Source organism: Pseudomonas neuropathica, from assembly GCF_051174785.1.
In the GTDB taxonomy this organism is placed as follows: Bacteria; Pseudomonadota; Gammaproteobacteria; order Pseudomonadales; family Pseudomonadaceae; genus Aquipseudomonas; species Aquipseudomonas neuropathica_A.
The window spans coordinates 833,480-853,443 of sequence record NZ_CP195111.1 but is presented as its reverse complement, the minus strand read 5'-3'; the positions used below and the strand labels follow the sequence as shown (position 1 = coordinate 853,443).

The following is a 19,964-nucleotide window of genomic DNA, read 5'->3' as shown; positions in this document are numbered from 1 at the left end:
TCCCACATTTGAAGTGCGTTTCCCCTGTGGGAGCGAGCCTGCTCGCGAAGGCGATCTACCCGACACCAGAGAAATATTCATAAGAAAAGCAGCCTGAGGAGATCCCCATGAACGCAGCCGTAGACGTTCTGCAATCGAGCCATCAGCACATCAACCGCGATCGCCTGTGGGCCTCGCTCATGGAGCTGGCCAAGCTTGGCGCCACGGTCAAGGGCGGGGTCTGTCGCCTGGCCCTGACCGATCTCGACCGCCAGGCCCGCGACCTGTTCGTGCAATGGTGCAAGGACGCCGGATGCAGCGTCACGGTCGATGCCGTCGGCAACATCTTCGCCCGTCGCCCCGGGCGCAATCCCAACCTGCCACCAGTAATGACCGGCAGTCACATCGATACCCAGCCCACCGGCGGCAAGTTCGACGGCTGCTTCGGCGTGCTCGCCGGTGTCGAAGTCCTGCGCACCCTCAACGATCTCGGTGTAGAAACCGAAGCACCGCTGGAAGTGGTGGTCTGGACCAACGAAGAGGGCTCGCGCTTCGCCCCGTGCATGATGGGCTCCGGCGTGTTCGCGGAGAAATTCACCCTCGAAGAAACCCTCGCCAAAGTCGATGCCGACGGCGTGACCGTGGGTGAGGCGCTCAATGCCATCGGCTACGCCGGTCCGCGCAAAGTCAGCGGGCACAAAGTCGGCGCCTATTTCGAGGCACACATCGAACAAGGCCCAATCCTCGAAGACGAGCAGAAAACCATCGGCGTGGTGCTGGGCGCGCTGGGGCAGAAGTGGTTCGACCTCAAGCTGCGCGGGGTCGAAGCGCATGCCGGCCCGACGCCGATGCACTTGCGTAAAGACGCGCTGGTCGGCGCCTCGGTGATCGTCGGCGGGGTCAACCGCGCCGCCCTCGGTCATCAACCCCACGCCTGCGGCACCGTCGGCTGCCTGCAAGCCTATCCCGGCTCGCGCAACGTCATCCCTGGCGAAGTGCGCATGACCCTCGACTTCCGTCATCTGGAACCGGCGCGGCTGGACTCGATGATCGCTGAAGTCAAGCAAGTCATCGACGCCACCTGTGAAGAACACGGCCTGACCTATGAACTGACGCCGACCGCCGACTTCCCGCCGCTGTACTTCGAAAAAGGTTGCGTGGAAGCGGTGCGCGGCGCAGCGAAAGGGCTTGGCTTGTCGAATATGGACATCGTCAGCGGCGCCGGGCATGACGCGATTTTCCTCGCCGAACTCGGCCCGGCCGGGATGATCTTTGTGCCGTGCGAAGGCGGCATCAGCCACAACGAAATCGAAAACGCCGCGCCAGATGATCTGGCGGCGGGGTGTGCGGTGTTGTTGCGGGCGATGCTGGCGGCTTCGGCGATGGTCGCGGGAGGGCAGCGGGCGGCTTGAAGATCAAAAGATCGTAGCCTTCGGCAACTCCTACAGGGAAACCATAAAACCTGTGTAGGAGCTGCCGGAGGCTGCGATCTTTTTGCCGTCACCACAGCGTCATGAAAATGTGATGGGCCGCGATAGCCGTTGTATCGCCGTCAATATTGCGCAAGGAAGACCTGAAACCGGAGCTTGTGCGACCAATCACTGCGCACCAAACACCATCGTCCAGTAAACCCCTTCATCACTGCGCGCCTCACTGGCAAACCCGGCGCCCACTTGGGTAAACATCGGGTTCATCAGATTGGCGCAGTGCCCGGGACTGGCCAGCCATCCGGCCATGGCCTTGCCCGGTGAACTCTGCCCGGCCGCAATGTTTTCGCCAATTTGCCGACCACGATAACCCGCCGCACGGGCGCGATCGGCGGGCAGGTCACCGTCCGGATCACGGTGGGCGAAGTAGTTGCCGTAAGCCATGGCTTTGCTGTGCCCCTGTGCGGCGGCGCCCAGCGCGGCGTTCCAGCTCAATGGCCGGGCGGCGGCGAAGCGCTGGCGTCCACACATCCGGGGCCGGGCGCGCGCGGCGTTGACCTCTGCCAGCAGCGCCTTGCCGACGCTGCGGTTATCGCCGACGCGGCTGTCGAGCACCGGTTGCGCCAACACCACTTGCCACTCATTGCGCGAACGGCTGACACCGATGTCGGCGTAGCTCGCATCCAGCAGCGCGGCGCAGTGCTGGTCTTGCAGCAGGTCGAACGCCTCTTCGGCGTCCTCGGCCCCGATCACGCGAATACTGCGCACCGCAATGGCGGAATAACCGGACGACTTCAACGCTTCGCGCATGCTCCCGGCGTAGCGATAACCGATCGGCAGGGCCAGGTTCGACTTCAGCGCCAACGGTGCCAGCCGTTGTGCCGGGCGCCGATCACAGCGTTGCGGATGGGCGCGATAGTCGTTGATGGCGGCCACCAGTTGTCGCTCCGCACCGGCATGGGCGGTTTCAACGAACAGCGGCGAAAGGATCAGCAGACACAGCGAAACGAAGCGAGACGAGCGAACGGCGTGGCGCATGAGACGGGCAACTCTGAAGGAGGACAGCGCAACAGTTGAGTGAACCGCAGAAAGCGGCGCGGGTAGGACTGGGGAATCGGGACTTGGTTCACCGATTCAACACATCCCCCATCCACTGCAAATACTGCGCACGGTCGGAAATCGAGTTATGCCCCGAATCCGGCACCACCCTGAGCACCGCCACGCCTTGAGGGAAGTTTTCCAGCAAGCGCTGGGTGCTGGCGCGCGGTATCACCTCATCGTCACTGGCCGCCAGCAGCAACGTCGGCACGCGGAGATGCGCGGCGTACTTGCCTGATTCAAAACGATCCTTGAGTAACCACTTCACCGGCACCCACGGATAGTGCCGCGCGGCGATTTCCTCAAGGCTGTTGTAAGGCGTCACCAGAATCAGCTGTTGTACCGGTCGCTGACTGGCCAGACGCACGGCGACGCCCGATCCCAGGCTGCGGCCTATTAGCGAAACCTGCGGGTGGCTGGCGTACACCTGATCAAACAGCGCCAAGGCATCTTCGGCAATCGCCGCCTCTGACGGTGAGCCGCCGCTGCCACCGAAGCCGCGGTAGTTGAGCAGGTACACCGCGTATTCGGGAAACGCCTCGGCAAACGCCGGCAGATTGCGCGACACATCTTCGGCATTGCCGCCGAAATAGATCAGCGCCCGCGACCCGACCCGCTCGCGGGTGAGCACTGAAACCTGCGCGTCCGGCATCGACAAGGTCAGTCGTGATGCGGTGCCTGTGACGGCATTGGGCTGCGGAAAATAGATCAGCGAACGCTGAAAAAAGAACAGCGCCGCGCACAGCACCAGGTACACGGCAACGATCAATGCGACGAGTGACATCAGGGTTCGGGACATTCGGCTACTTTTAACGGGGTGTGGAGGCTTCGCTGTCGCAGTGTAGTCCAGCGCTGCCAACGGACGAGCCATACACACAACGTGCAACAGATCCACGCAGCAGGGGAACCAGCATGAGCCACACTGAGGGTTACTCCCGTCGCCGATTGCTCACGCTGGCTGCCGGGGTTTCGGCGGTCTTCACCTTTGATCGGGCGTTGGCCACAACCACCACGCCCGCAACTTCCGGAGGCCACGCCATGCAGACCCGCGCCATCCCGTCCAGCTCCGAGTCGCTGCCCATCGTGGGTCTGGGCACCTATCGCGGTTTCGATGTCGCTCCGGGTGATCCGGCCTACCGGCAATTGCCGGCGGTGCTGGATAAGCTGTTCAGCAAGGGCGGCACGCTGATCGACAGTTCACCGATGTATGGCCGCGCCGAACAGACTACCGGCGAACTGCTGTCGATCCATGAACCGCGTTCGCCGGCGTTTCTGGCGACCAAGGTGTGGACACGCGGACGCGAGGAAGGCATCGCGCAGATGGAACAGTCATTCAGCCTTCTACGCACCGAACGTATCGACCTGATGCAGATCCACAACCTGCTCGACTGGCAGACCCACCTGCCAACCCTGCGTGAATGGAAAGCGCAAGGGCGCATCCGCTACATCGGCATCACCCATTACACGCCCTCGGCCTACGACGAAGTTGAAGCAGTGCTGAAGGCCGAACAACTGGATTTTCTGCAAATCAACTACGCCCTCGATGACCGAGGCGTGGAGAAGCGTATTTTGCCTTTGTGCCGTGAGCGCGGCGTTGCGGTGATCTGTAATCGGCCGTTCGGTGGCGGGGGATTGCTGGCGCGGCTCAAAGGCAAGCCGCTGCCTGGATGGGTGTCGGACGTGCAGGTCAACAGCTGGCCGCAACTGGCGCTGAAGTTTCTGCTCTCACATTCGGCGGTGACTTGCGTGATACCCGGCACGGGCAATCCACGTTACATGGCCGATAACGCCAAGGCCGGGTTCGGGCCGATGCTCACCGATGCGCAGCGCCATCAGTTGCTTGCGTTGCTGGGTTAATCGATCTCGTGGACGGCGCTCAACCGCGAAAGCGCAACGCCTCCAGCAACAACGCAAACGCCGGTGCCGCCTGGCGTCGGCTCGGATAGTAGAGGTGATAGCCGGCAAACGTCGGGCACCAGTCTTCCAGCACTTGCAGCAACCGGCCGTCGGCCAGATACGGCGCGACGACGTTTTCCGGGATGTAGCTCAAGCCGAAACCGTCCAGCGCAGCGTCGAGCAACGGGTAGACGCCATTCAGGGTGATCTGCCCGGAAACCCGAACTTTCAGGCTTTCACCATCCTTCTCGAATTCCCAGCTGTACAACCCGCCGTTGGTCGGCAGGCGCAGGTTGTTGCAGGCGTGGTCGGTCAGATCGCGTGGCGTTTGCGGCGGGGTGCGTTTGGCGAAATAGGCGGGTGAGCCAACCACCGCCATGCGCATGTCGGGGCCGATGCGGGTGGCGATCATGCCTTGTGCGACGTCTTCGCCCAAGCGCACGCCAGCGTCGAAACCCTGGCCGGCAATGTCGACGAAACCGTAATCGCAGCAGACCTCGATGGCGATGTCCGGGTACTGCGGCAGAAAGTCCTTGAGCACCGGGCGCAGCAGCCAGTTCAGCGAGTGGTCGGTGGCGCTGATGCGGATCTTGCCCGCCGGGGTGTCGCGCAGGTTGCTCAGCGCCGCCAGTTCCAGTTCGATTTCTTCGAAGCGTGGGCCGATGGTTTGCAGCAGGTGGGCGCCGGCTTCGGTGGGCGAGACGCTGCGGGTGGTGCGGGTCAGCAAGCGCAGGCCCAAACGCGCTTCAAGTGCGCGAATCGTGTGACTGAGCGCCGATTGCGAAACGCCGAGTTTGGCCGCCGCTTTGGTGAAGCTGCGCTCGCGGGCGACGGCGAGGAAGGCGAGGAGGTCGGTGGCATTTTCACGCAGCATTGATGAGTGCCCTGCATAAGTTTTTTTGAATTCTAGTCGATTATCTGAAGAGTGGGTGTCGGTAGAGTGGTGGCATTGTTTATCTGGAGGAATTTCCATGAACCCGATCGCCGCTTCTGCGTTGACCCTTTCCCTATTGGCGGGTGAGGTGCAGGCCGATGAAACTCCGCGTGTGACGGTCACGCCCAATGGCTCGCAACCTTCGGCCAAAGGCCCGACGGATTGGTTCACGGGCACTGTGCGTGTCGATGCGCCGTTCAAAGGCACCGACGCAGCGCGGGTCAGTGGTGCAACGGTGACGTTTGAGCCGGGCGCGCGTACTGCTTGGCACACTCATCCGTTGGGGCAGACCTTGATCGTCACGGCCGGTTCCGGGTTTGTGCAGGAGTGGGGGCAGCCGGTTCGTGAGATTCGTCCAGGGGATACGGTATGGATTGCGCCGGGGGCCAAGCATTGGCACGGGGCGGCGCCTGGCACGGCGATGACGCATATCGCGATTGCTGAAGTATTGGATGGCAAAGTAGCGGATTGGATGGAGCAGGTGAGTGATGAGCAATATCCGCGTTCCGAGTGAAGCACTTCCCTCACCCCAGCCCTCTCCCGGAGGGAGAGGGAGCCGACCGCAGTGTCTTGCGTCATACATCGACCTGGGAGACCGAGGCGATTACGGATTCACAGCAAAGCGTTATCCATCGACCTGAGAATGCTCTATCGATTATGGATTCACAGCAAAACGTTCAGGTCGGCGCAGCTCCCGAATATCCCCGGATCGGTCCCCTCTCCCTCTGGGAGAGGGTTAGGGTGAGGGGCTTTTAAGGGACGTTCAGATCATCTCCGGCAACGACGACAAAATCTTGTCCAGCGTAACCGGATACTCCCGCACCCGCGCCCCCGTGGCGTTGTAGATCGCATTCGCCACCGCCGCACTGACCCCGCAAATCCCCAACTCACCAACACCCTTGGCCTTCATCGGTGAAGAAACCGGATCAGTCTCATCGAGGAAAATCACCTCCTGATGCGGTATGTCGGCATGTACCGGCACCTCATACCCGGCCAGGTCATGGTTGACGAAAAACCCCAGCTTCTTGTCCACCGCCAGCTCTTCCATCAACGCCGCACCGACGCCCATGGTCATCGCGCCGATCACCTGACTGCGCGCCGACGTCGGGTTGAGAATCCGCCCGGCCGCGCACACCGCCAACATGCGCCGCACGCGGACTTCACCCGTGGCCGCATCGACAGCGACTTCGACGAAATGTGCACCGAACGTCGACTGCTGATACTTCTCGGCCAGATCACCGAACTCGATGCTGTCCTCGCCGACCAGCGCGCCGCCTTCAGCCGCGTTGCGCAATGGCACACTCTTGCTGCCGACGCGCACCTGACCGTCGACGAATTCAGCCTGATCCACCGCCAGCCCCAGTTTAGTCGCCACCGCTTCGCGCAGTTTTACGCACGCGGCATAGACGCCGGCGGTCGAGCAGTTACCGCCGAACTGGCCGCCGGAGCCGGCCGACACCGGGAAGTCTGAGTCACCTAGCCGCACTTCCACAGCATCGAGGCCGACGCCCATCATCTCGGCCGCAGTCTGCGCGATGATCGTGTAGCTGCCGGTGCCGATATCGGTCATGTCGGTTTCCACAATGATCTTGCCGTCACGCTCCAGGCGCACGCGGGCGCCGGACTTGACCAGCAGGTTGTTGCGAAACGCGGCCGCTACGCCCATGCCGATCAGCCAGCGACCTTCACGCCGGCTGCCCGGTTGAGCCTTGCGCTGATCCCAGCCGAATTTCTCCGCCCCCGTCTGCAGGCACTTGATCAACTGGCGTTGGGAAAACGGCCGTTCGGTCTTCACCGGATCAACCTGGGTATCGTTGAGAATGCGGAACTGCACCGGATCCATTTTCAGTTGCTCGGCCATCTCGTCCATGGCGATTTCCAACACCATCAAACCTGGTGCTTCACCCGGCGCACGCATGGCGTTGCCCTCGGGCAAATCGAGCGGCGCCAGGCGCATGCTCACGCGACGGTTTTCAGCGGCGTAAAGTAACTGGCTCGGTTGTGCGGCGAGTTCGACCTTGCCGTCCGCGAGGTTGCCCGACCAGCCTTCGTGGGCGATGGCGGTGAGCTTGCCGTCGGCCGTGGCGCCCATGCGGATGCGCTGAATCGTCGCCGGACGGTGCGTGGTGTTGTTGGCCATCTGCGGGCGGGCGAGGGCCACCTTCACCGGGCGGCCAGCCATGCGCGCACCAAGGGCGGCGAGGATCACATCGGCGCGGATGAACAGTTTGCCGCCGAAACCGCCACCGATGTATGGCGAGACCAGACGCACGTTTTCCTTCGGTAAACCGAGGGTTTTCGCAATGTCGCCGACACTCCAGGCGACCATCTGGTTGGAGGTCCACACGGTCAGTTGATCGCCTTTCCACGCCGCCAATGTCGCGTGGGGTTCCATCATCGCGTGGGACTGGTCCGGGGTGGTGTACGTCTGATCGAACTGCACCGGCGCGGCGGTGAAGGCCTTATCGAAATCACCATGATTGACGTCGGGCAACTCGTCTTTCGGCTCGACGCCCAGGTCTTTCACGCTGGCCAGATCGAACTTGCCTTCGACGGTTTCGTAATCGACCTTGACCCGTTGCGCGGCGGCGCGGGCCTGTTCGAAGGTCTCTGCGACCACTAGCGCGACGGCCTGCTGATAATGCTGCACGTCGGGACCGGCGAGCAGGTGTGCGGCGTTGTATTGACCCTTGTCGAGCTTGCCGGCGTTTTCGGCGGTGACAATCGCCAGCACGCCCGGCGCAGCTTTCGCATCATCCAGATGAATGGCTTTGATCCGTCCCTTGGCGATGGCCGCATCGACCATGACACCGTAAGCCTGGTTGGCGGCCGCTTCATGTTGCTCGTAGGCATAAGTGGCCTGACCGCTGGTTTTCAGCGGGCCTTCGATGCGTTCGGTGGGTTGACCGATGACCTTCAACTGGTCGATCGGGTTGGTGGTGGCGGGCGTGTCGAATTTCATGCTTCATCCCTCGCTTGCGCCAACACCGAGCCGAGCGTGCGCTCGACCAGAGTCAGTTTGAATTGGTTGTCGTGAGTCGGCGTGGCGCCGTCGAGCAGACGTGCGCTGACGGCTTTGGCGCCCTTGGGCAGCAGCGCTTCGGCGGCTTCAACCCGCCACGGTTTCGGCGCGATACCGCCGACGGCAACGCGGCCGCTGCCGTCCTTTTGCAGGATCAGACCGACTGACACCAGCGCGAATGCGTAGGACGAACGATCACGTACCTTGTGATAAACGTGGGTGCCGCCGACCGGCGCGGGGAGTGTTACCGAGGTAATGAACTCGCCGGGCGTGAGGCTGGTTTCGATATTTGGCGTGTTGCCAGGCAACTGATGAAAATCAGCCATGGCGATGCTGCGGGTGCTGCCGTCGGGTTTGACCGTTTCAATTTGCGCATCGAGGGCCCGCATCGCGATGGCCATGTCGCTCGGATGGGTGGCAATGCAGGCATCGCTGACGCCGATAATCCCCAATTGTCGGGTGACGCCACCGATGGCTGCGCAGCCGCTGCCGGGGTTGCGTTTGTTGCAGGCTTGATGGGTGTCGTAGAAGTACGGGCAGCGTGTGCGTTGCAGCAGGTTGCCGGCGGTGCTTGCCATGTTGCGCAGCTGTCCGGAAGCCCCGGCGAGCAAGGCGCGTGAGAGCAGGGCGTAGTCCTTGCGCACGCGCGCATCGGCAGCCAGATCGGTGTTGCGCACCAGCGCGCCGATGCGCAAACCGCCCTCGGGCGTGGCTTCGATCTGATCCAGGCCAAGGTGATTGACGTCGATCAGGTGCAGTGGGGTCTCGATGTCGAGTTTCATCAAGTCCAGCAGGTTGGTACCGCCGGCGATGAACTTGGCGCCTTCGACCTGTGCGGCTTGCGCAGCGGCAGCGGCGGGGGAGTCTGCGCGGCTGTAATTGAACGGTCTCATGCCGGTACCTCCGCGACTTCAGTGATCGCCTCTATGATGTTCGAGTAGGCGCCGCAGCGGCAGATATTGCCGCTCATGCGTTCCTGCAATTCGGCGGCAACAAGCTTCGGCGGTTCGGTAAGGCTGGGGCTGACGTGACTGGGGATGCCGTCGCGGATCTCTTTGATCACCGCCACCGCCGAGCAGATTTGCCCCGGCGTGCAATAGCCACACTGATAACCGTCGTGCTTGATGAACGCGGCCTGCATCGGGTGCAGATGGTCGGGCATGCCGAGGCCCTCGATGGTGGTGATCTCACTGCCTTCGTGCATCACCGCCAGGGTCAGGCAAGAGTTGATGCGTCGGCCATCGGCGATCACCGTACAGGCGCCGCACTGGCCATGGTCGCAGCCTTTTTTAGTGCCGGTCAGTTGCAGGTGCTCGCGCAGGGCATCGAGCAGCGTGGTGCGGGTGTCGACGTCAAGCGCACGCGGCTTGCCGTTGATGTTGATCGTCACTTTGCTCATGGCCGGTTGCTCCAGATTGGCCGCGTAGGCCTTGAGGCTGATAAACGGCGGCATCGCGAAGGCGGTGGCGGTCACGGCACCGAGGATCAGAAATCCGCGTCGGGAAATCGTCATGGTTCGATTCCTTTTCTCTCTTCATCAGGGCAGCAGGGTCGTGGATGGCCCAAACGGGCAGCCAGCGTCATCGCCGGTCTCGTTAAGAAGTGACTGCCGGATAGAGGAAAAGGTTTTGTCGGATTTGCGCTATAGAGTTATGCGTGTGGCTCATCAATTGCCTGACCCGGCACAAATCCCTGTGGGAGCGAGCCTGCTCGCGATGGGGCCGGCATAGCCAATATCTTCACTGGCAGACCGGACGCCTTCGCGAGCAGGCTCGCTCCCACATTGGATAGGTGTATGGCCGCCCTAATGCCCGCCCACCACCATCGAGGTAAACGGCGCCACATACGCCTGCAACGTCACCAGTCCGCCGACCAGAATCGCCAGCACAATCGAGTGGAAAAACACATAGCGCAGAATCTCGCCCTCATGCCCATACCAACGGGTGGCGGTGGAGGCGACCACGATCGATTGCGCATCGACCATTTTGCCCATCACCCCGCCAGAGCTGTTGGCCGCCGCCATCAATACCGGGCTGATCCCGAGCTGTTCCGAGGTCACCCGCTGCAAGCCGCCAAACAATACGTTTGACGCCGTATCGGAACCGGTCAACGCCACGCCCAGCCAGCCGAGCAAGGTGCCAAACATCGGATAGAAAATCCCCGTCGCCGCAAATGCCAGGCCCATGGTTGCGTCGAGTCCCGAGTAGCGCGTGAGAAACCCCAGCGCCAGCATCGCCGCAATGGTGATCAGCGAAAACCGCACCACCCACAATGTGCGCAGGTATTGTTTGATCAGTTGCGGAATCGAATAGCCCATCAGTAAACCGCCGACAATTGCTGCCAGCAAAATCCCGCTGCCGGTAGCGGTGAGCCAGGTGAATTTGTACACCGCTTCTTCCGCTTTCGGCGCGGCAACCACGGGCGGGACCTTTTCGATTTGCAGGTGCAGGCTGGTAAACGTCACCGCCGGGGCGAAAATCGGGTTGGCCTCGCGCAGTGGTTTGCCGGCGGGATCAAGCTTGGCCGACTGGGTGACCGGATCAATCGCCGGACGGGTGTCGAACATATTCTTGAAGCCCTGCGTGCCCCAGGCGAATACGAACACGGTGAGGATGATCCACGGCATCCACGCGCGCATCACCGCCGGACGCGCCTGATCGCTGAACGCGGCGCTGGCAGTGATTTTTTCTTCATCGACCCTGGAGTTGTCTACGCGCCCCGAAAGCGCAGCGGAGGTGTGAATGGTCGCCGGTTTCCACACCTTCAAAAACAGCGTCAGACAGGCCATGGAAATCAGCGCGGCGATCACGTCCACCAGCATCGGCCCGTGGTAGTTCGACACCAGAAACTGCGGCACGGCGAAACTCACCCCGGCCACCAGAATCGCCGGCCAGATCTCGAGCATCTTGCGCCACCCGGCGAAGGCCCAGATCAGCCAGAACGGCACCAGCACCGAGAAAAACGGCAATTGCCGACCGACCATCATCGACAGTTCCATTTCATCCAGCCCGGTAACTTTGGCCAGGGTAATGATCGGCGTGCCCAATGCGCCGAATGCCACCGGCGCGGTGTTGGCGATCAGCGCCAGACCGGACGCGGCCAGTGGCGAAAAACCGAGACCGATCAGAATCGCCCCGGTCACCGCCACCGGCGTACCGAACCCGGCCGCGCCTTCGAAAAACGCACCGAAGCAGAACGCGATCAGCAGCAACTGCAAGCGGCGGTCATCAGTGATCCGCGCAAGGGAATCCTGCAGCACTTTGAACGAGCCGTTCTCGGTGGTCAGGCGATGCAGAAAGATGATGTTGAGGACGATCCAGCCGATCGGCAACAAGCCATTGGCCGCGCCAAACAACGCCGCAGAGCCAGCCATGCTCGCCGGCATGCCGAAGGCAAAAATCGATATGAGCAGGGCGGAAGCCAGCGCCAATAGCGCTGCCAGATGTGCCTTGACGTGGAAAAACGCCAGTGCCGCGAGCATCACCACCACCGGTACGGCGGCCATGAGCGTGGAGATCACCGGGTTGCCGAACGGGTCGTAAATTTGCTGCCAAACCATGGTCCACCTCTGCTTGTTGTTATTGAGGGCGCAGATCCATTGCGTGGTGCTTGGTTGCAAGCAGTATAGGTGGCATTTCGCCGCCGCTCGGGCAGCGCGGGCGGGGCGACAAACGGTCGATAGTGGCCACTGAATCAACGGCGTTTTGCCCGGTCGTATCTGCGGCTGCGCGCACCGCGTCCTGAAGGCGCGGGCAGCGTCGCCGACTCCGTCGTCAAGACCTTGGTTTTAGGGAAGTATTGAATGAAGCGCGCTACAACAATGCTGCTGACCGTGACCGCCGCCGTATTGCTCGGCGGCTGTGTGGCGGATTTTGATGATGACCACCGCCATGGCCGGCATTACGACCGCGATCATGGCCGTAATTACGACCACGACCGGCGCTGGGATGATCGCGATGATCGTCGCGACGGGCGTCGTTACTATCGTGATCGGGATGATGACTGATTGAACAGAAAGAGGGCGTTCCCCAAAAAGGAACGCCCTCTGTCATTAGCCCTCAATTAAAAGTGAGCGCTCGCCCGGACGCTGGATCGCGCAGGCACGGAGGCCTCGATGTCCAGCAAATGGGTGGCGAGAATGTCGCTCAGAAAACGGAACTGATCGTTGATGCCGACTACTTCATTACTGAAATGATTAGTCGCGGCGGGCATCAGCAGATCTTCGAAATCTTCGTTGAACACCAGTGCCTGCGCCTTGTGCGACACGGCGTGCTGTTCGTAGTAGTTGCTGCCGAACACCGGGAAACTCACGGAGAGTGTGACGTGGGTGTGAATCATGTTGTGAACTCCTCGTTGTGTTTCGGATGGCTTTATCGTGCCTTTCATGGACGGCGGGCGGAAGGCAATCGTGGCGATGGTGAATATCGATGGCAGTGATGGTTGTCGCAGACCATTGTGGGAGCGAGCTTGCTCGCGAAGGCGTCGAACCAGTCGATTCATATGTGTCTGATACACCGCATTCGCGAGCAAGCTCGCTCCCACAGGGGATCTACAGTGTTTTCGCGATAGCGGACAAATGGTCCGACGCCCACACCTATACTCAAATCTGACTCCTCCTTGTTGAAAGGAAACCTCAACCGTGAACCCCCGTGCGCTGCTCGTCGCCGCACTGTTGCTGCTGGCCGGCTGCGCCACCTCGGCGCGGGCGCCGGTGGCAGCGCCGCAGGCGGTGTTTGTCTCGCCGCAGACCTGGCAGCAGATCGACCGGGAAATCGTCAGCGCCTCGCAGCAATCCACCGAACAGGTCAAAGTCTTTGCCCGTGGCTCGATGGAACATTGGCGCACTCGGGTCTATCAGCAAACTGAAGAAAATTTCATCCCGTGGTTCAGCAGCTACTGGACCCAGGAATGGCTGTCGATGAAGGTCAGTTGGTACACGATCAATGCCGGTGGTGAGCAGGATGCGTCGGCCAAGCGGCTGGCGGCGTATCTGCTTGAGCAATATCAGGAAAGGGTGCTGGCCCCGGTCGCGGTGGAGATTGATCCGGATGCCATTCTTGGCCAGGCGACGGCGTTCTATGCGCAGTTGATGGCGCAGCAGATGCCGCTTATCGCCCAACGCCATGGTGTGCCCGTTGGTCAGCTCAACGGGCATTTGCAGAAAGTCCCGGCCATCGCGCTGGGCCCGCCACCGGCGCGGGATGCTTCGCTGTTTCAGGTCATCAGTACCGAACCGTTGAATACGCTGCCGGCCTACGCCGCGTTGATCGACAAGATCCACACTGAGGGCGGCGCAAAGGGGATTGCCTCGACGGATGCCGGCATGGCCCCGGTGGCCAAACGCGCCAGCCAACGGATGGAGGCGGAAATGGCCCCGCGCGGGGCTGCCAGCGCAGTGGCCGCAGCGGCCGGGAAACTGGCTGGCGGACTGATTTCGGTCGGTGTGGCCGGCATTCGCGCGATCATTCAGGCCAATGACCGGCCGGACAGTGAAGCGCTGATCCGCAGCAGTCTTGGCAGCACCTTCGACAAGGCCTGGCTGAAACTGGTGCAGAACCCGACCACCGGCGTCATGGCCGGCACGCTGCACATGGCCGGGCAGGTCGAGCGCAATCTGGGTGGGGACGATGAGCCGTCGGTCGGCTTGGGCGTGAATCCTGTCGAATGGCGGCCACCGCAATCGACCAATCAGCAGATCGAACCCAACGTGCAAGGAGAGTGATCATGGCTTACATCGATATTTTCGTAGCGCCGGTGCCGAATGCCAATCGTGAGCAGTACAAAAAACACTGTGAAATCGCGGCGAAACTGTTCAAGGAATACGGCGCACAGGACGTGGTTCAGTGCTGGGGCGATGACGTGCCGGACGGCAAGGTCACGTCATTCCCCATGGCGGTAAAACTAAAGGAAGGCGAAACAGTTTCATCTGGTTGGCTGATCTGGCCGGACAAAGCCACCCGTGATGCCGGCATGGCAAAAATGATGGAAGACCCGCGCATGCAACCAGACGTCAACCCGATGGGGTTTGACGGTCAACGCATGATCTTTGGTGGCTTCAAGAACATTCTTGAACCCTGAACTCCTGCCAATTTTAATATGGGCAAAAATTCATGGTTCACCACAAAACCCTGTGCGAGCGAGCCTGCTCGCGAATGCAGTGTGTCAGTCGACAAAAAGGTCACTGATACTCCGCTTTCGCGAGCAGGCTCGCTCCCACAGGATTAGTCCTCACTGGCTGTGTTCACTCGGATGAGGGGGTGATGCGGCAGCTCTTGCGGTTGCGGATCTGCTCGTCAGTCGGGCGTTCACGGACGAATTCGAAACGCGGCTCGCCTTCGCTGTAATGCACCAGCCAGCCCCATTCGAGCTCCTTCTCATCCTGCCCGGGTTCCGGTGGCCGCGCCCACCAGGGTTCTTTGCTGAGGATCGCGCGCATGGCGGTCTCCGGTTGATGGCAATCCTTGAACTATAGCTTCCTGTCACGAGTCGTCAGATCAGGCTGTGTAGAATCCGGCGGATCACGACGAACAGGGGTGCAGGGCCATGACCGAAGAAGCGAAGCGACTGTTTTTCGCGCTCGATTGCCCGGCGGCGCAACGCAAGGCGATTGCTCAGTGGCGCGGGGAGTTGGGGGTGCGAACCGGTAAGCCGGTGCCGGCGGACAATTTTCATCTGACGCTGCTGTTTCTCGGCGCAGTGCCATTGGCGCAGATCAACGACGTCTGCGAGGCGGCCGGACAAGTGCGCACGCCGGGAGAGGCGTTGAAGATTTCGCTGGATCGTTTGCAGGTCTGGCACCGCGCCGGGGTATTGTCATTGGCTCCAGAGCAGGCACCACCAGCGTTGTTGCGGCTGGTCTATGCGCTGGAGCAGGCCATGTTGCCCTTTGCCTTTGAAGAGACAATCCGCGAATTTCGCCCGCATCTGACCCTGGCCCGTGAGTACCGTGCGCCGGAGCCGGAAGCCGCTACGCCGCCGGAGTTTTTCCTGCGCGCTGAACGCTTCGCCCTGTTCGAATCACACAAGGGCCGCTATCGGGTTCTGCAAGATTGGTCGCTGATTTGAAGGCACAAAAAAAGGCGCCCGAGGGCGCCTGAGAATTCACCTGAGCCGAGGGAGCCAGGTGAGGCCGTTCATAGCAGGGTGCAGCGGTGGTAAGGCGCTGCGTGAACGGGAAATTTTCAGCACTGCATTGCTTTACTGTGGGAGCGAGCCTGCTCGCGAAGGCGTCGGCACATCCAACATTTCATCGCCTGTCATACCGCTTTCGCGAGCAGGCTCGCTCCCACATTTTTGATCATCGGTGTTTTTATTTACCGAGCTTCACCCGGGTCCAGCCGCGGGTCATGATTCGCTGCGTAGCAATCGGCTGATCCGGCACCGCATACAGCGTTGCCATCACCGCTTGCGACGGGTACGAACCCGGGTCGTTGCGGATCGCTTCATCCACCAATGGCGTGGCCGCCGCGTTGGCGTTGCTGTAGCCGTTGCTGTTAGTGATCTCGGCGATGATGTCCGGACGCATGAGAAAGTCCATGAACAGGTAAGCGTTCTTGACGTTGGCGGCATCACGCGGGATCGCGACCATGTCGTAGAAGCTGCCGGCGCCTTCCTTGGGAATGCTGTAGTCGATCACCACGTTGTTGCCCGATTCCACGGCGCGCGCCTTGGCCTGCAGCACGTCACCGGAGTAACCGACCGCCACGCAGATGTTGCCGTTGGCCAGATCGGAGATGTATTTCGAGGAATGGAAATACGCCACGTTCGGGCGAATCTTCATGAACAGCGCCTCGGCTTCCTTGATGTGCGCGGTGTCCTTGTCGTTCACCGGATAGCCCAGGTAGTGCAGGGCGGCCGGGATCATTTCCGTCGGCGAGTCGAGGAAACTGATGCCGCAGGCTTTGAGTTTTTCAGCGTTTTCCGGTTTGAACAGCAAGTCCCAGGAATTGGTCGGGGCATTGGCGCCGAGCACTTCCTTGACCTTGGCCGGATTGAAACCGATGCCGATCGAGCCCCACATGTACGGGAACGCGTGGGCGTTGTCCGGATCACTGGCGGCGGCGTTTTTCAGCAGCACCGGGTTGAGATTCTTCCAGTTCGGCAGCTTCGATTTGTCCAGTGTCTGATACACGCCAGCCTTGATCTGCTTGGCCAGGAAACTGTTCGACGGCACGACAAGGTCGTAGCCGGATTTGCCCGCCAGCAAGCGCGCTTCAAGGGTTTCGTTGCTGTCGAAGACGTCGTAGGTCACGCGGATGCCGGTCTCGTCTTCGAACTTCTTGACGGTGTCCGGCGCGATGTAATCGGACCAGTTGTAAACACGCAGCACCTTGTCGTTGGCCTGGGCGCCCATGACCATTGCGCCCATTAAGGACAGTGTCAGCAGAGTCCTGCCAAACATTTTCATCGGTACAACTCCATTCTTTTTATTCATTTTACGCAAAGCCCCCTCACCCTAACCCTCTCCCGGAGGGAGAGGGGACTGACCGAGGAGCTGACTACAGGTTAAGCGGTTGCTGCGGATTGCTGTGGTTGCCACGACTCGTTCGCCGTCTGATCCATCGCTTCCTGAATCGCCCGCTTGCGGTTGGCTTCTGCCTTGCGGCCGAAGTACCAGACCAGGAAGGTCACCAGCGACACCGCCAGCAGAATCAGGCTGGCCACAGCGTTGATCTCAGGCTTCACGCCCAGACGCACCGCCGAGAACACTTCCATCGGCAGGGTCGTCGAACCCGGTCCCGAAACGAAGCTGGCCAACACCAGGTCATCCAGCGACAAGGCAAACGACATCATCCCGCCCGCCGCCAGCGACGGCGCGATCATTGGAATGGTGATCAGGAAAAATACCTTGAACGGCTTCGCTCCCAGATCCATCGCCGCTTCTTCGATCGACAGGTCCAGTTCCCGCAAGCGCGCGGAGACTACCACCGCCACATAAGCGGCACAAAACGTGGTGTGGGCGATCCAGATCGTGACGATGCCACGCTCCTGCGGCCAGCCGATCAGTTGCGCCATGGCCACGAACAGCAGCAGCAGCGACAGACCGGTGATCACTTCCGGCATCACCAACGGCGCGGTCACCAGACCACCAAACAGCGTGCGACCTTTGAAGCGCGTGACGCGAGTCAGCACGAAAGCGGCGAGGGTGCCCAACGCCACTGCAGCAATCGCCGTGTAGCAAGCGATTTCCAGCGAGCGCACCACCGAGCCCATCAGTTGTGTGTTGTCGAGCAGGCCGACATACCACTTCACCGACCAGCCACCCCACACCGTCACCAGTTTGGAGGCGTTGAACGAGTAGATCACCAGAATCAGCATCGGCAGATAAATGAACATCAGGCCGAAGATCAGCATGAACTTGGAAAAACCGAAGCGTTTCATCCCCGTGCCTCCATCTCTTTGGCCTGGCTGCGGTTGAACAGCAGAATCGGCACAATCAGGATCAACAGCATCACCACCGCCAGCGCAGACGCCACCGGCCAGTCGCGGTTATTGAAGAACTCTTGCCACAGCACGCGACCGATCATCAGCGTCTCCGGGCCACCCAACAGTTCAGGGATGACGAACTCGCCGACCACCGGAATGAACACCAGCATGCAGCCGGCAATAATTCCGTTCTTGGCCAGCGGCACGGTGATTTTCCAGAAGTTGTTGAAGTTGCTTGAACCCAGGTCCTGCGCGGCTTCCAGCAAGCTGCCGTCGTGCTTGACGAGGTTGGCGTAGAGCGGCAACACCATGAACGGCAAATACGCGTACACGACCCCTATATAGACGGCCGTGTTGGTGTTGAGGATCTCGATCGGGTGATCGGTCAGCCCCGTCCACATCAGAAACGCATTGAGCAACCCGTTGTTGCTGAGGATGCCCATCCACGCGTAAACGCGGATCAGGATCGCGGTCCAGGTCGGCATCATGATCAACAGCAGCAGGACGTTTTGCGTTTCCTTGCCGGTCTTGGTGATCGCGTAGGCCATCGGAAAACCGATCAGCAAACACATCATCGTGCTCAGCGCCGCCACCTTCAGTGAACCGAGGTAGGCCGACAGGTACAGCTCGTCTTCGCCGAGCATGGTGTAGTTGCCGATGTTGAGCAGCAGCTGGAATTTCTGTTCGGCGTAGGTGTAGATCTCCGAGTACGGCGGGATCGACAGCGCGGCTTCCGAGAAACTGATCTTCATCACCAGAAAGAACGGCAGCATGAAGAACAGGAACAGCCAGATGAACGGAATGCCGATCACCAGTTTTCGCCCGCTGGGCACCAGGCGCAGGAATTGCTGATTGAAGGTTCTCATGAGCGCAGTACCACGCCGCTGTCGTCTTCCCACCAGACGTAGACCTTGTCGTCCCAGGTCGGCCGTGCGCCACGGCGTTCGGCGTTGGCCATGAACGACTGAACGATTTTGCCGCCGGGCAATTCGACGTAGAACACCGAGTGACCGCCGAGGTAGGCGATGTCATGCACCTTGCCTTCGGACCAGTTGTAGCGGAACTCGGGTTGGGTGGTGCTGACGAGCATTTTTTCCGGACGGATCGCGTAGGTGACCGACTTGTCCTGCACCGAGGTGCTGACGCCGTGACCGACGTAGATCTTCTGCTGCAAGTCCGGGCTGTGGATGATCGCGTGACCTTCAAGGTCTTCCACCACGGTGCCGTCGAAGGCGTTCACATTGCCGATGAACTCGCAGACCATGCGGCTGACCGGCGCTTCATAGATATCGACCGGGCTGCCGATCTGCGCGATCCAACCGAGGTGCATGATCGCGATGCGCTCGGCCATGGTCATGGCCTCTTCCTGATCGTGAGTCACCATCACGCAGGTCACGCCGACGCGTTCGATGATCTGCACCAGCTCCAGTTGCATCTGCGAACGCAGCTTTTTATCCAGCGCACCCATTGGCTCGTCGAGCAGCAACAGCTTCGGACGCTTGGCCAGCGAGCGGGCGAGGGCGACGCGCTGGCGCTGACCACCGGACAACTGGTGCGGACGGCGTTTGGCGTATTGGGTCATGTGCACCAGGCGCAGCATTTCATCGACACGGGCGTCGATTTCGCTGGCGGGCAAACGGTCTTGCTTGAGGCCGAAGGCGATGTTCTGCGCGACGGTCATGTGTGGGAACAGCGCGTAGGACTGGAACATCATGTTGATCGGCCGCTCGTACGGCGGCATGTCGGTGATGTCCACGCCGTCGAGCAGAATCCGCCCCTCAGTCGGGCGCTCGAAACCGGCGAGCATGCGCAGCAGGGTCGATTTGCCCGAACCGGAGCCACCGAGCAGAGCGAATATTTCGCCCTGATGGATCTCCAGGGACACATCGTCCACGGCCACGGTTTCGTCGAACTTCTTGGTGACACGATCGACTTTCACCAGCACCTTTTTCGGTTGCTGATGACCTTCAAGTGCCTTCCTGTAAGTGCTGGAGGCGTTTGCCATGTGAAACTCCCAACAGGTTTCGTTCGCCTGGCCAATGTGGCCGGGCTTAAGTGGATTGCAAGCCTGCAGATACATCCCCGGTTGGATCACATCCCCCTGTGGGAGCGAGCTTGCTCGCGAAGACGTCGTGTCAGCCGACATCGTTGTTACCTGACACACCGCTTTCGCGAGCAAGCT

General features: G+C 60.9%; 20 protein-coding genes. 7 read left to right on the top strand and 13 right to left on the bottom strand.

The genetic code is table 11. From position 1 onward, the window contains the following. Positions 1–107: 107 nt before the first annotated feature. Positions 108–1,391 (top strand): Zn-dependent hydrolase, encoded by a 1,284-nt coding sequence (locus tag ACRRSD_RS03880; protein WP_435037190.1) that lies wholly within the window; start codon positions 108–110, stop codon positions 1,389–1,391. A 186-nt stretch (positions 1,392–1,577) separates the two neighbouring features. Here the strand turns inward: ACRRSD_RS03880 and ACRRSD_RS03875 are convergent, their stop codons facing one another. Then, entirely contained in the window at positions 1,578–2,444 is an 867-nt protein-coding gene (locus ACRRSD_RS03875; RefSeq protein ID WP_435037189.1) for a CAP domain-containing protein, read from the bottom strand. 88 nt (positions 2,445–2,532) lie between these two features. Further along, positions 2,533–3,303, bottom strand: a complete 771-nt coding sequence (locus tag ACRRSD_RS03870) for an alpha/beta hydrolase (protein WP_435037188.1) — start codon at positions 3,301–3,303, stop codon at positions 2,533–2,535. Between the two features lie 113 nt (positions 3,304–3,416). Here ACRRSD_RS03870 and ACRRSD_RS03865 point away from each other — a divergent pair, with 113 nt between their 5' ends. Next, positions 3,417–4,361 carry an aldo/keto reductase gene (locus tag ACRRSD_RS03865; protein WP_435037187.1) on the top strand — a complete coding sequence of 315 codons (945 nt, stop codon included), beginning with the start codon at positions 3,417–3,419 and terminating at the stop codon, positions 4,359–4,361. A gap of 19 nt (positions 4,362–4,380) precedes the next feature. Here ACRRSD_RS03865 and ACRRSD_RS03860 read toward each other — a convergent pair whose 3' ends face one another. Then, positions 4,381–5,274, bottom strand: a complete 894-nt coding sequence (locus ACRRSD_RS03860) for a LysR family transcriptional regulator (protein WP_435037186.1) — start codon at positions 5,272–5,274, stop codon at positions 4,381–4,383. A 97-nt stretch (positions 5,275–5,371) separates the two neighbouring features. Between ACRRSD_RS03860 and ACRRSD_RS03855 the strand changes: the two genes are divergently transcribed. Then, positions 5,372–5,848, top strand: coding sequence for a (R)-mandelonitrile lyase (locus tag ACRRSD_RS03855; protein WP_435037185.1), 477 nt, complete (start codon positions 5,372–5,374; stop codon positions 5,846–5,848). Positions 5,849–6,097: 249 nt separating this feature from the next. Here ACRRSD_RS03855 and paoC read toward each other — a convergent pair whose 3' ends face one another. The 4 genes from paoC to ACRRSD_RS03835 form a co-directional block, all read right to left on the bottom strand. Further along, complete coding sequence (gene paoC / locus ACRRSD_RS03850) at positions 6,098–8,296, bottom strand: aldehyde oxidoreductase molybdenum-binding subunit PaoC (protein ID WP_435037184.1); 2,199 nt, start codon at positions 8,294–8,296, stop codon at positions 6,098–6,100. Beyond that, positions 8,293–9,249: an FAD binding domain-containing protein gene (locus tag ACRRSD_RS03845; RefSeq protein WP_435037183.1), complete on the bottom strand. Its 957-nt coding sequence runs from the start codon at positions 9,247–9,249 to the stop codon at positions 8,293–8,295. Before ACRRSD_RS03845 ends, paoC begins: the two co-directional genes overlap by 4 nt. Then, positions 9,246–9,869 carry an aldehyde dehydrogenase iron-sulfur subunit PaoA gene (gene paoA / locus ACRRSD_RS03840; protein ID WP_435037182.1) on the bottom strand — a complete coding sequence of 208 codons (624 nt, stop codon included), beginning with the start codon at positions 9,867–9,869 and terminating at the stop codon, positions 9,246–9,248. The genes ACRRSD_RS03845 and paoA overlap by 4 nt, the downstream gene beginning before the upstream one ends. Positions 9,870–10,160: 291 nt before the next feature. Continuing rightward, positions 10,161–11,915: an L-lactate permease gene (locus ACRRSD_RS03835; protein WP_435037181.1), complete on the bottom strand. Its 1,755-nt coding sequence runs from the start codon at positions 11,913–11,915 to the stop codon at positions 10,161–10,163. 243 nt (positions 11,916–12,158) lie between these two features. On the opposite strand from ACRRSD_RS03835, the gene ACRRSD_RS03830 reads away from it, so the two are divergent. Then, complete coding sequence (locus ACRRSD_RS03830) at positions 12,159–12,362, top strand: hypothetical protein (RefSeq protein WP_007918829.1); 204 nt, start codon at positions 12,159–12,161, stop codon at positions 12,360–12,362. 56 nt (positions 12,363–12,418) lie between these two features. Here ACRRSD_RS03830 and ACRRSD_RS03825 read toward each other — a convergent pair whose 3' ends face one another. Beyond that, a complete protein-coding gene (locus ACRRSD_RS03825; protein WP_435037180.1) occupies positions 12,419–12,694 on the bottom strand; it encodes a hypothetical protein in 276 nt (91 codons plus the stop codon). A gap of 301 nt (positions 12,695–12,995) precedes the next feature. Here ACRRSD_RS03825 and ACRRSD_RS03820 point away from each other — a divergent pair, with 301 nt between their 5' ends. Then, complete coding sequence (locus ACRRSD_RS03820) at positions 12,996–14,078, top strand: hypothetical protein (protein WP_435037179.1); 1,083 nt, start codon at positions 12,996–12,998, stop codon at positions 14,076–14,078. A 2-nt stretch (positions 14,079–14,080) separates the two neighbouring features. Further along, positions 14,081–14,434, top strand: coding sequence for a DUF1428 domain-containing protein (locus ACRRSD_RS03815; RefSeq protein ID WP_435037178.1), 354 nt, complete (start codon positions 14,081–14,083; stop codon positions 14,432–14,434). A gap of 163 nt (positions 14,435–14,597) precedes the next feature. Here the strand turns inward: ACRRSD_RS03815 and ACRRSD_RS03810 are convergent, their stop codons facing one another. Further along, positions 14,598–14,792 carry a hypothetical protein gene (locus tag ACRRSD_RS03810; RefSeq protein WP_435037177.1) on the bottom strand — a complete coding sequence of 65 codons (195 nt, stop codon included), beginning with the start codon at positions 14,790–14,792 and terminating at the stop codon, positions 14,598–14,600. 107 nt (positions 14,793–14,899) lie between these two features. Here ACRRSD_RS03810 and thpR point away from each other — a divergent pair, with 107 nt between their 5' ends. Further along, a complete protein-coding gene (gene thpR / locus ACRRSD_RS03805) occupies positions 14,900–15,421 on the top strand; it encodes an RNA 2',3'-cyclic phosphodiesterase (RefSeq protein ID WP_435037176.1) in 522 nt (173 codons plus the stop codon). A gap of 244 nt (positions 15,422–15,665) precedes the next feature. Here the strand turns inward: thpR and ACRRSD_RS03800 are convergent, their stop codons facing one another. The 4 genes from ACRRSD_RS03800 to ACRRSD_RS03785 all read right to left on the bottom strand — a co-directional run bounded on the left by ACRRSD_RS03800 (position 15,666) and on the right by ACRRSD_RS03785 (position 19,787). Next, entirely contained in the window at positions 15,666–16,763 is a 1,098-nt protein-coding gene (locus ACRRSD_RS03800) for a polyamine ABC transporter substrate-binding protein (protein WP_435037175.1), read from the bottom strand. 98 nt (positions 16,764–16,861) lie between these two features. Then, positions 16,862–17,737, bottom strand: coding sequence for an ABC transporter permease subunit (locus ACRRSD_RS03795; RefSeq protein WP_038365610.1), 876 nt, complete (start codon positions 17,735–17,737; stop codon positions 16,862–16,864). Next, a complete protein-coding gene (locus ACRRSD_RS03790) occupies positions 17,734–18,615 on the bottom strand; it encodes an ABC transporter permease subunit (protein WP_371042493.1) in 882 nt (293 codons plus the stop codon). The genes ACRRSD_RS03795 and ACRRSD_RS03790 overlap by 4 nt, the downstream gene beginning before the upstream one ends. A 29-nt stretch (positions 18,616–18,644) precedes the next feature. Beyond that, positions 18,645–19,787 (bottom strand): ABC transporter ATP-binding protein, encoded by a 1,143-nt coding sequence (locus ACRRSD_RS03785; protein WP_007919249.1) that lies wholly within the window; start codon positions 19,785–19,787, stop codon positions 18,645–18,647. Positions 19,788–19,964 lie beyond the last annotated feature (177 nt).